The following is a 13,662-nucleotide window of genomic DNA, read 5'->3' as shown; positions in this document are numbered from 1 at the left end:
GTAACCCCTGTTGACGGTCTCAGCTGCCGGGACGTGTCAGCCGACCGCCGACGATGGTTGCCCGCACATCGCAGGCACGCGCCGCGAGTGGCAACTGCCACGGGTCAGCACCTCGGACCCTCGTCGACGTCGCGTCGATTTCGACCGCGTCGCAGTGCTCGCCCACGCGCAGTCCCGGCGGAAGTCCAGGATTCCTCGACAGGCCGAGGGATTCGTACCCCCCGACGGTTCCCGCCGCCCAGAGCGTGTCCGGCGGGAAAACCCCACGCCGCTGCAGCCGCAAGCGCTGGTCGAGCTCCAAACGGCTGAGCTCCTCGAACGGATCGATCACCACGTGCTGGTCCGAACCGATGGCGAGGCGTGCCCCCGCGCCCTGGAGCTCGGGGGCGGGGCCGATCCCGTCGCCGAGATCAGCTTCGGTCGTGGGACACATCACGATCGTCGCGCCGGCGTCTCCGAGCAGGCCGATGTCGCCAGTGGTCAGGTGCGTCGCGTGAACCGCGGAGAACCGCGACGACACCAGCCCGTGATCCGCGAGCAGTCCGACCGGAGTCAGGCCGTGCGCCTCGAGGCAGGCATGGTTCTCCGCGGGCTGCTCGGACACGTGGGCGTGCAGCGGCACGTCCTGAGGGAGGCCGTCGGCGATCACGGAGAGGTCGGATCGCGATACCGCTCGGACCGAGTGAATGGCGGCCCCCAGGGTGACGAGTCCGTCGCCCTGTTTTGAAAGCACGTCGCGCAGCCGATGCCAGCGGTCCAACCAGCGGTGGACGTCTCCGTCGCTGAAACGCTGCTGCTCCGCGCCCAGTGGCGCGTTGACGCCACCCCACAGGTAGCAGGTGTCCAGAAGTACCAGCCGAACGCCGGCGGAGGTCGCCGCCGCCACCAGCGCCAGCTCCATCTCGTGACCGCCGTACGGCGTTCCGCCAGGCTGGTGGTGCAGGTAGTGAAACTCACCGACTGCCGTGTAACCGGCGTCGCGCATCTCCTTGAAGACCCGCTCCGCGACGACGTGGTAGCTGTCCGGCGTCAGACTGTTGGCGACGTCGTACATCCGGTGCCGCCACTGCCAGAAGTCACCTCCGTTGGCGTGCGTACGACCGCGCAGCTCTCGATGAAACGCATGGGAATGGGCGTTCGCGAATCCCGGCACGACCATTCCGAGCACGACATCGTCGGGCTGCGGCGGCACGCCTGCGACGACCTCGACGATCACGCCGTCCACCGCCTCCACCCGCACCCTCTCGGCCAGGCGTCCCTCCACGAGCGCGACCTGGCAGTGAAAGCGCTGCCGTTCGCCGCTCATCGGGAGGCCCCGCCGGTGAGGTCTCGGAGAACGGCGGCAAGCCCTTGCGCGCCGGCTTCGCAGTCCTCCTCGCGGGCGGTCTCCTCCGGGGCGTGCGAGACGCCAGTCGGATTCCGGACGAAGATCATCGCGGATGGGACGTACGCGGAGAGGACACCCGCGTCGTGACCAGCGCCTGTCGGTATCGCCGGCACGCCGCCGAGAAGACCGGCGATCCTCGCCGTGAGCGGCTCGTCGAAGAGGACCAACGGCGAAAACGACTCCTCGTGGACCTCAAGAGCACAGCCCTCGGCCGCAACCCGCTTCCCGATGAGCGCAACCGTCGCGTCCAACTGCGCGCGTACCTCCGAGTCGGTATGAGCCCGGATGTCGAGCCAGGCGTCAACACGCGAGGCGATGACATTCGTTCCGTTCGGGGTGACCGAGATGCGGCCGATGGTGCCACGAGCGGCCGGTCGCTCCAAGGCGATCTCGCGGACCGCGAGGGCCGCCGACGAGACCGCGACCACCGGGTCGCGGCGCCCCTGCATCGGCGTGGTCCCGGCATGGTTACCCTCCCCGACGATCGAGAGCCGCCACCTGCCGTGCGCCATGATCGCCGAACCCACTGCGAGCGGGAGACCACGGTCCTCCAGGTCGAGGCCCTGCTCGACGTGAAGTTCGAGGAACATGTCGATGCCAGCGAGTCGGTCGGGGTCCGGGCCGATGGTGGAGACCTCCAGGCCCGCCTGCCGCCAGGCCTCTTCGAGGGTGACGCCACTGCGGTCGACCCGGGCGAGCGCGTGCTCCGGCGCGATCTCACCGACCATCAGTCGGGAGCCCAGGCACGGCATGCCGAAGCGGGATCCTTCTTCCTCCGCGAACGCACAGACGGCAATCGGCCGCGTGGGACACCAGCCTTCAGCCCTGAGGATCGCGACCGCCTCGAGTGCACTCACCACACCGAGAGGTCCGTCGAACGCGCCTCCACCGGGGACGGAGTCAAGGTGACTGCCTGTCGCGACGGCTCCCTGTCGGGACTCGCCCCACCACGCCCACAGGTTCCCGTTCCCGTCCACCTCGACGGAAAGACCCAGTGCCTCCGCTGACCTTCTGAACCAGCTGCGAAGCGCCACCTCCGCCGGCTCCAGCAGGTGACGCGAGTAGCCACCGCGGACGTTGTCTCGGCCGATCGCGCTGATCTCCGCCAATTTGTCACGAACCGACACGGCGCCCGCTCCTTGCGTCGACGTGCGTCACTGGTCGCCGTCGACCGACAGCGATGTGGTCAAGGAAGGCTGTACTGGGCATAAGCTCTGTCAACGTCGTTTCTATCGGGGACACAGGTCCTCACCGGCATCTTGAGTTCGTCAGCAGGCGCGTTCTACATGTTGCCTCCACGAGCACCAGGACATGACCGCAGGGGCTCGGGCGGTAACGGCGGTGCAGTCTTCCACATTCGACCGTGCCGTCACTCGCGGACAACACTCACAGGCATAGGAAGAAGTCGACCAGCAGATCCGAGACGGTCGTGGGCTGCTCGAGGGGCGCGGCATGTGCCGCACCAGGAACGCACTGGAGAGACCCGCGCGGCAGCCCTCGAGCGAGCTCGGCCAACTTGCGCTCGGGGACGAGTTGGTCGTGCTCGCCCCACAGCGCGAGAGCACGGACGTCCATCCGTGGCAGATCGGGGAAGACGTCGTAGGCGGCGAGAGCCTCGCACGCCCACGCATAGCTACGGTCGTCAGCGCGACGAAGTTCCTCGATCAGCGACGCCGCTCGCTCGCCGCGGTGCTCTCGCGTCGCCGGCGCGAACCAGCGCTGCAGCGATCCCGCCACCAACGCCTCAGTCCCTTCCGAGCGCACCAGGGCAGCCCGCTCAGCCCAGGCCGCTGGTGCGTCGACGTTGGCGCCGGCGGAGATGACCGCAACCGCGTCGACGCGCTCGGCATGCCGGAGGGCCACGTCCATCCCCACGGTGCCACCGATGGAGACGCCCGCGTACAGGAACGTGGAGACCCCCCGTGCGCCGAGCTGACCGACCACTGCGTCGGACAGGTCGCTGATGGTGAACGCACCGTCTGCGGCGGGCGAGGCGCCGTGTCCGGGCAGGTCCCAGGTGATGACACGGAAGTGTCTTGCGAGCAGCGCGGCCGCATCGGCCCAGAGGGCGGATGACGTACCCAGGGAGTGGCCGAGGACCAGGCACGGAGCATCCGTGGCGCCGTGTGGCTCACCGAACGCGATCTGCAGGTTGACCATACCGACCCTCACTTCACGTGGTTCAGGAAGTTCTTCGTACGCTCGGATGTCGGCGAATCGATCAGCTTCTTGGCGTCGTCGATCTCGGCGATCCGGCCCTGATCCATGAAGGCAACCCGATCGGCGACGTCCCGCGCGAACCGCATCTCGTGGGTCACCACGATCATGGTCATCCCCCGCTCAGCCACGCGACGCATCACCGACAGCACCTCCCCGACGAGCTCGGGATCCAGGGCGCTCGTCGGCTCGTCGAACAGCATGAGCTTCGGCTCCATGGCCAGCGCGCGGGCGATGGCGACACGTTGCTGCTGCCCACCGGAGAGATGGCGTGGGTACGAGTTCTCCAGGTGCGCCAGTCCGACGTCGGACAAGCTCGCCCGCGCGCGGGCGACCGCCTCGCTCCTTGCGAATCCCCGGACCTTGACAAGGCCGATGGCCACGTTCTCGAGCGCTGTCAGATGGGAAAAGAGGTTGAAGTGCTGGAAGACCATGCCGATGCGCTGGCGGTACCTCGCGATCTCGGCCTCGCTGGGCTCGTGGAGCTCCCCGTTCTTGACCGTCGCGCCCGCGAATTCGTTCTCTACCTGGATGTAGCCGCCATCGATCTGTTCGAGGACGTTCACGCAACGAAGCAGCGTACTCTTTCCTGAGCCTGACGGCCCGATCAGACACAACACCTCTCCGTGCATGACGTCGAGGTCGATGCCTTTGAGGACCTCGATCTCGCCGTAGCACTTCCGCACGTCCCGGATGGTCACAAGTGGCTGCTGCTTCACTTCGACGCCTCCCCGACTCGAGATTTCATGAACTTCCGCTGCGGTCCTGCGGACAGGGAGTACTTCTTCTCGAGGAAGTGCTGACCCAGGGTCGCCAGCATGACGATCGTCAGGTACCAGAAGCTGACCACCATGAGGAGCGGGATGACCTTGAAGTTGGAGCCGTAGATCTGCTGGGCACGGGTGAGGAGGTCACCTCCACCGATGACCGCGACGAGCGAGCTCGCCTTGAGGAGGCTGATGAACTGGTTGCCCGTCGGGGGGATGATGACCCTGATCGCCTGTGGGATGACGATGGTCCGCATGGTGAGGCCACGCTTCATTCCCAGGACCTGGGCCGCCTCACGCTGACCGGGTGGGACCGACATGAAGCCCGCACGGATGATCTCGACCATGAAGGCGCCCTCGTGCAAGGAAAGGCCGATGATGGCGGCCGTGAAACCGGTGATGAGGGTGTTCGTGTCCCAACTGGCCGCACCGAACCCGACTCGCGGGATGAAGAGTGCCGCGTTGAAGCAGATCAGCAGGAGAACAAGGAGCGGCAGCCCTCGGAACAACCCGACATACGCCTTGACGAAGGTGCGGAAGACCGGGTTCCGGGACTCACCGAGAAGGGCGAGCAGGCAACCGATCAGCACTGCGATGAGCTGGGCGAGCAATGAGAGCTTGATCGTCATCCACAAGCCCTCCATGATGGGATCGGCGAAGAGGTAGTCGCCTACGACATCCCATTCCAGGTGCTCATTGGTCACGAACCCGTAGACGAGAAAACCCAGGATCACAGCCGCGACAAGCCCACTGATCCAGTAGCTCGGGTGTCTGCGTGGCCGGGGTTTCGCGAAAGGATCTCGCACTTCGACATCAGCTGCCGGGTGTGTCACGTGTGTCACGGTTCACCTTCTTTTGTTTCTCGTTAGCGATGATCCGAGAGGCGTGGTTGGTGTCCGAGGTCGACGCTTCTCGTGTGCTCGCGACAGACGGCCGGCCTGAACGGTCGGGTTTGCGCTCAAGTCAGCCTGACCGCCGGGTCTGACGCGGCGCGGATGTCCGCGCCGCGTCAGACCCGCGTCCCGCGAGTCAACGACAATGCATCAGGAGATCATCGATACGCTCGGGGCGACGCCCACATCGGCGCCAGGTCAGGAGCCGCACGCCCCGCAGACCTTCGGCAGCTCGAGGGGACGCTCGGTCGCCAGGTTGATGCCGGGCTTGTCCAACGCGATGTCGTTGAGTTCCCACTTCGACATGATCTTGCCGTAGGTGCCGTCCGCGATGATCGCCTCGAGCGCACCGAGCAGGGCCTTGGCGGTGTCGTCGGCCTGAAGGCCGACCACGATACCGACGTAGGTGCGCGACAGCAGCGGGCTCGGGATGATCTCGAAGTGGCCGCCGCTGGCCTTCGCCTGCCACACTCCAGTCGCCGTGTTGGTGAAGGCGAAATCGATCCGACCGGACTGCAGTGCGGTGTTCTGGTCGCCGGCGGTCGGGAAGTTGGTGATCTGCAGCGCGGCCTTGCCCTCCGACTCGCAGTTCTTCGAGAACAGCTTGGCGTCTTCGACGAACTCGGTTCCGGTCTGAACGCCCGCCTTCAGCCCACACGTGGTCAGGGGGTTCTTCGTGATGCCGTGCTTGTTCTCCGACGTCGTGATGACGCTCTTGGTGGCGTAGGCATAGTCGACGAACTTCACCGTCTTCTGACGCTCCAGGTTGTCGGTGATGCACTCCATCGCCGCATCGAACCGACCGCTCTGCACTCCGGGCAGCAGGCCGTCGAAGGCGATCGCCTGCTGGCGGATGTCGACGCCAAGTCGCGGCGCCATCGCCATCAGGATGTCGTGGTTGAAGCCATCGATCTGCCCTGACTGGTTGGTGAAGTCGCACGGCGGGTACTGCGGGTCGGTCCCCACGGTGAGGACACCGGCGTCCCGCACCTTCTGCGGCAGCAGTTCATTCAGCTTCGGGACAAGCTGAGCGTTGTCCTTCGGCGTGTCGGCCTCCGCCCCGCAACCGCTCAGCAGGAGCGCGGTGGCGGCAAGCAGGGAGAGGGTGGCGGTCACTACACGGCTTTTCGGCATCGATGGCTCCTGGTGGGCTACTCGAGGCTGGCGTGAAAGAATTCATTCAGCGCTGGCGGAACGGTATCCCCTTCCATGCAGCACGGCAACCCCCTCGCGCATGCGATCTGAAGATGTTTCGCAGACGCAACACAGCCGTCTCCAGGTCACCCTTCTGGAAGAACGATGGGTAACCGAATGAGTGTGATGGGTTACGGTGAGGGACGTCTATATTAGGTGATCGACAAACAGGCCATCCCGCCACGATCGCGTGGTGTGCGCCAATGCGAATACAGCAGGGATGATGCCCGCGCATTCTAGCCATCGAGATTAGCCGATGTGACGCCGACCGTACTGGCTCCGCTGCGGCAACTCGGCCACCCGGTCAGCGGCCTGCCAGAAGTTCCCCGCAAGCTCGTTCCCGGCATCGACATGATCACCGTCGAGGGCGACATGGCCGTCGATCACCACATGACTCACCGCAACCGAGGCGGGGAGCACCAGGTGTACTCGTCACGCCCCGTCCGTCCCAGCGGATGCGGGACGATACGGTGTCGATCGAGACCATGTCTGCGCGCTGCCCCACCTCGATGGAACCGGCGTCGGTAACGCCGAGAGACCCATGGGCCACGCCGACGCCGAGAAGCTCTGACCCGGATCCGCGGTTAGGGATACGACACCGTGTGGTATAGACGAACGGATGCCTTGCCAGCAGGGACAATTGGGGTTGTCGAGACACCAATCGGTCGCTGTGGGAAGGACACCCGTTCGGTGAAGAAGGTACCTGGTTTGGCTGGGCGGGTGCGGGTCGGCGCTCCGGACGCGTCACTAACCCCGGTGTCGGGTGTGGCGGTGGTGGCCGAGTTGGTCGGCCGGCTGGGCGTGACCGCCGCGTTGGACGACGCTGTGGGCCAAATCAAGCAGCGGGACCGAGGACTGTCCGGGGGTGAGTTCCTGGTCGCGTTGGCGCAGGCGCAGATGTGCGGCGCGCAGTTCTGGATCGGGTTGGACCATCGCCGCGCTGATAGGGCCGGGGAGGCGTTGTCAGCTGTGGCCACGCCGGCCTCGACCACCGCGGTGGGGTTGGCCGAACGGTTCGGCCCGGCCCAGTTCGCCGGGATCGAGGAAGGGATCGGGGAGATCGCCTGCCGGGTGATCGGTTTACTGCCGGCCGCTCGGCGGGCGGTGCTGCGCACCGGTGGGGCCACCATCGACCTGGACGGCACCGATGTCGAGGTGTACGGGGCGATGAAGGAAGGGATCGCCTACAGCTACAAGGGCGCCCGGGCCGGGCGTCCGCACGTGGCGACGTGGGCCGAGGCCGGGATGGTGACCGCCGCGGACCTGCTCGCCGGTGATGAGGACCCCCGCCCCGGCGCGGGCTCGCTGATCGAACGCAGCGTGGCCACCCTACACGCGGCGGGGGTCACCACCCGACCGAAAGTCCGCGGCGATGTGGGCTACTTCGCCAAGGACATCGCGCAGGCCGCGGTCGAGGCCGGCTGCGACTTCTCGTTGGGGGTGACCCGTAACCCCGCGGTCTGGCGAGCCGCCGCAGCCATCTCCGAAGACGCGTGGACGAAGGCGAGGCGAATGAAAGGCGCCCAGGTCGCCGTCTGTGACTACGCCCCGGCCGGTTGGCCACCCGGCACTGTGACCGTGGTACGCCGGGTCAAGGTCGGGCCTGTCCGATTTTCTCGATTTTCTGTGTAACGTCCTATCCTGTCTAACTATCGGACATCGACGGAAATGCGGCGGGAAGAAGATTTCCAGTGAGTTCAGGGCCTGCTTCCAGCCGTGCACGCCGGCGCCTTCGACCAGTCTGGGCGGAGCGGTGCGGGTGCCGGCGGGCTTGCCGGCCTCGGCGGCGCGCTGGCGGGCTCGCTTGTCCTCGATGTCGGCGATGGCCAGCCAGATCAGCTTGACCACGGCGTCATCGGTCGGGAAGTGCCCGGGCGTCACAGGTGTAAGGCGACCATCGACTACCTCGACGAGCACGTTGTCCCGGACCCCGCAGTGTGTGCTCGACCCGATCCATGCCCGCTCCGACAGGAACGAGGTGCTCACGTTCGGACACCTCGCACCTTCGGCATCTGCGGACCCGTCCGATGCCTCCGTGACATCAGCCCGAGTGCCTTGCCGCTGCGACGTCCCCGTCCTGCGTGATCTGGTCGCGGATCCGATGCGCGAGTTCAGCAAATTCCTGGCTGTACTTCACGTCGGCAAGCCTCGGCCTCGGAATGTCGACGTCAAACCGTCGGGAGATCCGCCCGGGACGGGCAGACATCACGTAAACGGTGTCGGACAGGAGGACCGCTTCCTCGATGGAGTGCGTCACGAAGATCACAGTCTTGTGCGACTTCTCCCAGATCGAGAGCAGCAACGCACTCATGTCATCGCGAGTCAGGGCGTCAAGAGCTCCGAAGGGTTCATCCATCAGCAGGATGTCGGGGTCGTTGATCAGAGCTCGGCAGATCGAGACCCGCTGCTGCATCCCCCCGGAGAGTTCGAACGGATACTTGTTCTCGAATCCGGCTAGGCCAGCGATGGTCAGCAGCTCTCTAGCATGCTCACGCTTCGACTCCGGGATCCGGCCCTTCAGCTGGACCGGCAGAAGCACATTGTCGAGCAGACGGCGCCACGGCATCAATGCAGCAGATTGAAAGACCATGCCGATGGTGCTGTTCACCATTTCCTCGGTACGTTCGATCCGTCCCGACGTGATGCCCTCGAGACCGGAAATCATCCGAAGCAGAGTGCTCTTTCCGCATCCGCTGGGCCCGACCAGGGAAACGAACTCACCCGGTCGAACGGTCATGGAGACGTCATCGAGGGCAACAACGTCCCCGCTCCTGGTATTGTAGGTCTTGGAAACCGCAGAGATTTCGATCATTGACAATCCTAAGGTTGGGCCCTCAACGCGTCGAGCGGCTAGTACCGGCGTTCCCACGGCGCGATGACTCGCCCGACCGCTTCGATGACGTAGAAGAAGACGATTCCCACTAGGGCCAGAATCGGGAACGTTGCGAACGCGCGCACCGTCTCCATACGGGCGCTAGAAGACGCGATCAGGTATCCAAGTCCCGACGTTCCGGACATGAATTCACCCACGACCGAACCGATCAGGGCTAGCGTGATGGCGACCTTCGCCCCTTCGATGATGTAGGGGATCGCATTTGGGAATCTGAGATACAAGAACTCTTGGTGGCGCTTGGACTTTAGCGACCTGTAGAGATTCATGATGTCGCCATCGAGCGACTTCATCCCAAGCACCGCGTTGAGCACGATCGGAAGGAACGAGATCAGCACGGTCAGCGTTATCTTCGGCGCGTCGCCGAACCCCATCCACACGACGAGCACCGGCGCGACCGCAACCTTGGGAATCACCTGGCTGGTGATGATCAGCGGGAACAGCGCCCGCTCGACGCGCTCGGACGCCACGAGGATCACCGCCAGCCCCAGCCCCAGCACCATGGCGATCGCGAAACCTGCGAGCGTGACGTAGGCCGTCGACAGGGTGTTGGTGGCCAGCACACGGTAGTCCTCGACCATGTACTCTGCGATCGCACTCGGCGCCGGCAGCAGGTACTCCGCCGTGTCCGTGACTCGGACGTACAGCTCCCATGCGCCGATGATCGCGATCATGGTGAAGGTCGGCGACACCCAGGACCGGCCACGCGTGTCAGCGCGTGGGCCCTGATCGATCGCAGTTTTCGTTGACATGATCTGGTCTTCTCCTACTTGGTTCTGCGCCGCAGCCTGTCGCTCGATCATCGAGTGGTCTCGGCCGGCATCTGGCATGGGGCGAGGTCGTGGTCGCTGGGCGAGCAGTCGCCGCCAGCGACCGCGACCTGTCGAGCCCTAGTGGACCTCGACGTACTTATTCGTGAAGTAGCGCGACGGATCCGACAGCGTGACTCCGAACGAGTCCTCTGCATTGCGCACGGTCGCTGCAATGTCGTCGTCCGTGAAGGTGTACCGGGTCGCTTCATCTTTGATGATGCACGGAATTACCTCGTCAACCAATAGGTCCAGTTCGGTGCGCTCGGTCACGTCGGGAACGTTTGCCTTCAGGCCAGCAACTGCGGCTTTCGGGTCGTCGATAGTCAGTTGAGTCGCCTCGGTGAATGCAGCCACGAACCCCGCGACCGTTTTCTCGTCCTTGTCGATGACCGATCGCGCAACAACGAGGCTGAATCCAACAGCGTCGAGTCCGTGATCGGCCAAGGAGAAGAACCCGACATCGACTCCCGCTGCCTTGCCTCCTCGGATCGCACCCATCTTCGACTGTGTGGAGCACGGGATCATGTCGACGCGGCCAGCAAGAAGCGCGGACTGCTGGGTCGCTGCATCGGTGATCACTTCCTTAATCGCCGAAGCTGCATCAATACCGTTGCGCTTCAGGAGCGACTTGAGACCCAACGTGAACGCATCGTTTTCCACAGTGCCCAAGGTGGCGCCCTTAAAGTCCTCCAGCGAGTTGATCTTGACCTTCCTCTCGTTGAAGCAAATTCCTCCTGGGTACTTCTTCATGTACGCCGCAACGTTCACAACCTCAGCCCCCTTGCCGATAGCGACCAGCGCTGCGGTAGTGTCGATCAGGGCGAACTGCGCACTGCCGGCTCCGACTTTCAAAGCCGCGTCCAGCGACCCCTTGCCGGGCTCGACCTTCACGTCGAGGCCGTGCTTCTTGAATAGGCCCTGGTTTAGGGCGACGTACAACGGCGCGTGCTGGGCGGACGGGACCCAGTTGGTCGTGACCGTCACCTTCGTCAGATCGCCGCTGCCACCATCAGATCCCCCACCGCACCCCGAGACTGCCGCTACGAGACCCAGCGCGAGCACTGCGGCCCACGCTCGCTTTCGAGCGGTTCGGTTCATCAACCATTTCACTTTCTTCTCCTCAGTTCTGTGGGTGCGCGGCCCCGTGAAAGGTCGTCGCTCCTTGTGCCCCGAAGGTTCGGTCGTCGGTCTGGTCCGGCCGACCATCGTCGCCGATCGCTCGGCTCACTGATCTGCGAACAACCTCACTCCGACCGCGAAGCGCTCGAAGCGTTCGAGCCCTTTTCGGGGTGGGGAGATCGGTTGATCCTGGATTCGATCTTCTATGTGCTGCGGTCGGGCTGTCCGTGGCGGATGCCGCCTCGGGATCTTGCGCCGCCGAACGGGGCGCATCGCTGGTCTACGACGTGGCGCAGGAACGGGACGTGAGACGCGCTTTTATGACGAGCTTCGTCGGCAGGTGCGGGTGACGGCCCGTCGTGAGCCAGATCCCACCGCGGCTCGAGTGACTCACCGCCAACTCCGAGGCGATAATCGAAATCGCGATGACTTGACTCATGACGATACGTCTCGCCCGCGAGAACGTTCGCTAGAGCGACGCCGCCGAGTGCGAAGCGGCCCGACGCCCCAACGACGAACTCAACAAGCAATAGTCAATATTTTCTGAGGGCGACCAGATTCCACGAGCATCGGCCCAGAAAAGACGCGGAGGTGGAGTGCACACCATTTTGTGCCCACTCCGTGGCGAGGCCACCCCATACGGCAGAAGCGGAAAGCTGTCGGTCAGGCGTTGGCGTCCAGTGGACCACCCACGATGTCGATGAACACCCCGTCGAGGACCTCCGCGGCAACGGCCTCCATCTCCCCCGCCATAATACGGTCGTCCTTGAGGAATTCGGCCTTGGAGCGCACAAGGTCGTAGGTGGGGCGATTCGCCGGCGCTGCGGCCCCGCCGTTTCTCAGGTCCAGACCCTGGGCAGCACACAGCAGCTCAATCGCGATGATGTACGCCGCGTTGCGCACCATGGGCCCAAGGCGCACGGATGCATGCGTCGCCATGCTGACGTGATCCTCTTGGCCGGCGGAGGTCGGAATACTGTCGACACTGTTCGGAGTCGCCTTGGCCCGATTCTCCGCGACGAGCGCGGCACTGGTGACCTGAGCCATGATAAATCCCGAGTTCAGGCCCGCATTGCCAACCAGGAACGGCGCCAATCCGCTCATGGAGGCGTCCATGAGCATTGCCTGGCGGCGCTCGGAGATCGACCCGATCTCGCAGATCGCCATGGCGATGATGTCCGCCGCGTAAGCGATGGGCTGGCCGTGGAAGTTGCCGCCCGACAGGACGACATCATCGTCGGGGAACATCAGTGGGTTGTCGGAGACCGCGTTGACCTCCTGCTGGACCGTGCGCGCGGCGAACGTCAGGAGATCCAGCGCTGCCCCCATCACCTGTGGCTGGCAACGCAGGCAGTACGGATCCTGGAGCCGACGTCCCTCGAACTCCACGTCGAGGACCGCACTGTCGGCGACCAGGCGGCGCAGGAGGCCTGCGACCCGGATCTGGCCAGCGTGCCCGCGGACCTGCTGGATGCGGTCGTCGAGAACGACCTGCCGGCCCGCCGTCGCCTCCAGCGTCAGCGCACCTGCGGCCAGGCCGGCGTTGAAGACGGCCTCGGCGCCGAACAGTCCCCGTAGGGCGATGGCGGTGGATGCCTGAACGCCGTTCAGGAGTGCCACCGCCTCCTTGGGGCCCAGCTCGACGGGAGTCAGTCCGACCTTCGCGAGGCCCTCTACGGCGTTGTAGGTGACGCCGTCGATCCGGACACGACCCTCTCCCATCAGGGCGCCGGCGAGGTGCGCCAGCGGCGCCAGGTCTCCCGAGGCTCCGACGGAGCCCTGCGTCGGGATGACAGGCAGCACGTCCGCGTTGATCATATCCACGAGCATCTCCGCGGTCTCGACGCGGATGCCGGAGTGCCCGCGCGCAAGACCGATGAGCTTGATGACCATGATGGCGCGGACCGTCTCGTCGGGAAGCGGGTCGCCCACCCCGACCATGTGCGACAGCACCGACCGGCGTTGCAGCTCCAGGAGGTCCGAGGGTGAGATCCGTCGGTCCGCCAGCTTACCGAAGCCGGTGTTCACCCCGTAGACCACATCTCCGCGGCTGATCGCGTCCAGGATCACCTGGTGCGCGCGTCGCAGGTTCTCCACCGCCTGAGGACCGAGCGCCACCCGGACAGGGCCCCGGAACACGGGACGAAGCGTATCGAGGCTCAAATGCTCGCCGGTGATCGTGATGGTGCTCACGATGATCATCCTCCTGTTAGCTGATCTCTTCAGGCTCACATTCGACGGCGACCCAGCGACGAGAGCGACGGCAGCGACAGGTCGCCCGGCGACTGGCACCCTCGACGTCGAGCGAGGACCTTGCCCTGGTTGCAGAAAGGCATTCATCTGCCTCGGGCACCGTATCTCACGCTATGCAGGGCGGGCAACC

The 13,662-nt window shown here is 65.0% G+C and carries 13 protein-coding genes and 1 pseudogene; 2 read left to right on the top strand and 12 right to left on the bottom strand.

Annotation, left to right across the window (positions count from 1 at the left end; genetic code table 11):
• Nucleotides 1–19 precede the first annotated feature (19 nt).
• The 7 genes from ACGFIZ_RS05025 to ACGFIZ_RS04995 all read right to left on the bottom strand — a co-directional run bounded on the left by ACGFIZ_RS05025 (nt 20) and on the right by ACGFIZ_RS04995 (nt 6,848).
• Nucleotides 20–1,306: a formimidoylglutamate deiminase gene (locus tag ACGFIZ_RS05025; protein WP_393415956.1), complete on the bottom strand. Its 1,287-nt coding sequence runs from the start codon at nt 1,304–1,306 to the stop codon at nt 20–22.
• The gene (locus ACGFIZ_RS05020) at nt 1,303–2,514 is read right to left on the bottom strand and encodes an allantoate amidohydrolase (protein ID WP_393415954.1); all 1,212 of its coding nucleotides are present in this window, start codon (nt 2,512–2,514) and stop codon (nt 1,303–1,305) included. Before ACGFIZ_RS05020 ends, ACGFIZ_RS05025 begins: the two co-directional genes overlap by 4 nt.
• 259 nt (nt 2,515–2,773) lie before the next feature.
• Nucleotides 2,774–3,547, bottom strand: coding sequence for an alpha/beta fold hydrolase (locus ACGFIZ_RS05015; protein WP_393415952.1), 774 nt, complete (start codon nt 3,545–3,547; stop codon nt 2,774–2,776).
• 8 nt (nt 3,548–3,555) lie between these two features.
• On the bottom strand, nt 3,556–4,305 hold the full coding sequence (locus ACGFIZ_RS05010; protein WP_393415950.1) for an amino acid ABC transporter ATP-binding protein: 750 nt from the start codon (nt 4,303–4,305) through the stop codon (nt 3,556–3,558).
• A 14-nt stretch (nt 4,306–4,319) separates the two neighbouring features.
• A complete protein-coding gene (locus tag ACGFIZ_RS05005) occupies nt 4,320–5,213 on the bottom strand; it encodes an amino acid ABC transporter permease (RefSeq protein WP_393415948.1) in 894 nt (297 codons plus the stop codon).
• A 249-nt stretch (nt 5,214–5,462) separates the two neighbouring features.
• On the bottom strand, nt 5,463–6,398 hold the full coding sequence (locus ACGFIZ_RS05000) for an ABC transporter substrate-binding protein (protein ID WP_393415946.1): 936 nt from the start codon (nt 6,396–6,398) through the stop codon (nt 5,463–5,465).
• A 309-nt stretch (nt 6,399–6,707) separates the two neighbouring features.
• On the bottom strand, nt 6,708–6,848 hold the full coding sequence (locus ACGFIZ_RS04995) for a hypothetical protein (protein WP_393415944.1): 141 nt from the start codon (nt 6,846–6,848) through the stop codon (nt 6,708–6,710).
• 300 nt (nt 6,849–7,148) lie between these two features.
• On the opposite strand from ACGFIZ_RS04995, the gene ACGFIZ_RS04990 reads away from it, so the two are divergent.
• Nucleotides 7,149–8,090 carry a transposase gene (locus ACGFIZ_RS04990; RefSeq protein ID WP_393415942.1) on the top strand — a complete coding sequence of 314 codons (942 nt, stop codon included), beginning with the start codon at nt 7,149–7,151 and terminating at the stop codon, nt 8,088–8,090.
• 42 nt (nt 8,091–8,132) lie between these two features.
• Here ACGFIZ_RS04990 and ACGFIZ_RS04985 read toward each other — a convergent pair.
• The 4 genes and pseudogenes from ACGFIZ_RS04985 to ACGFIZ_RS04970 all read right to left on the bottom strand — a co-directional run.
• Nucleotides 8,133–8,330 (bottom strand): annotated as a pseudogene (locus tag ACGFIZ_RS04985) (IS256 family transposase); the annotation flags it as partial.
• Nucleotides 8,331–8,499: 169 nt separating this feature from the next.
• Entirely contained in the window at nt 8,500–9,270 is a 771-nt protein-coding gene (locus ACGFIZ_RS04980) for an ABC transporter ATP-binding protein (protein ID WP_393415940.1), read from the bottom strand.
• Nucleotides 9,271–9,308: 38 nt separating this feature from the next.
• Nucleotides 9,309–10,151: an ABC transporter permease gene (locus ACGFIZ_RS04975; RefSeq protein ID WP_393415938.1), complete on the bottom strand. Its 843-nt coding sequence runs from the start codon at nt 10,149–10,151 to the stop codon at nt 9,309–9,311.
• 87 nt (nt 10,152–10,238) lie between these two features.
• Entirely contained in the window at nt 10,239–11,270 is a 1,032-nt protein-coding gene (locus tag ACGFIZ_RS04970; RefSeq protein ID WP_393415936.1) for an ABC transporter substrate-binding protein, read from the bottom strand.
• Nucleotides 11,271–11,288: 18 nt separating this feature from the next.
• Here ACGFIZ_RS04970 and ACGFIZ_RS04965 point away from each other — a divergent pair, with 18 nt between their 5' ends.
• A complete protein-coding gene (locus tag ACGFIZ_RS04965; protein WP_393415934.1) occupies nt 11,289–11,588 on the top strand; it encodes a transposase in 300 nt (99 codons plus the stop codon).
• Between the two features lie 354 nt (nt 11,589–11,942).
• Here ACGFIZ_RS04965 and hutH read toward each other — a convergent pair whose 3' ends face one another.
• The gene (gene hutH, locus ACGFIZ_RS04960; protein WP_393415932.1) at nt 11,943–13,472 is read right to left on the bottom strand and encodes a histidine ammonia-lyase; all 1,530 of its coding nucleotides are present in this window, start codon (nt 13,470–13,472) and stop codon (nt 11,943–11,945) included.
• Nucleotides 13,473–13,662 lie beyond the last annotated feature (190 nt).

Source organism: Micromonospora sp. NPDC048830, assembly GCF_043198215.1.
Taxonomy (GTDB): Bacteria; Actinomycetota; Actinomycetes; order Mycobacteriales; family Micromonosporaceae; genus Micromonospora.
The sequence above is the reverse complement of the archived record's forward strand: the minus strand, read 5'-3'. Positions and strand labels throughout refer to the sequence as shown.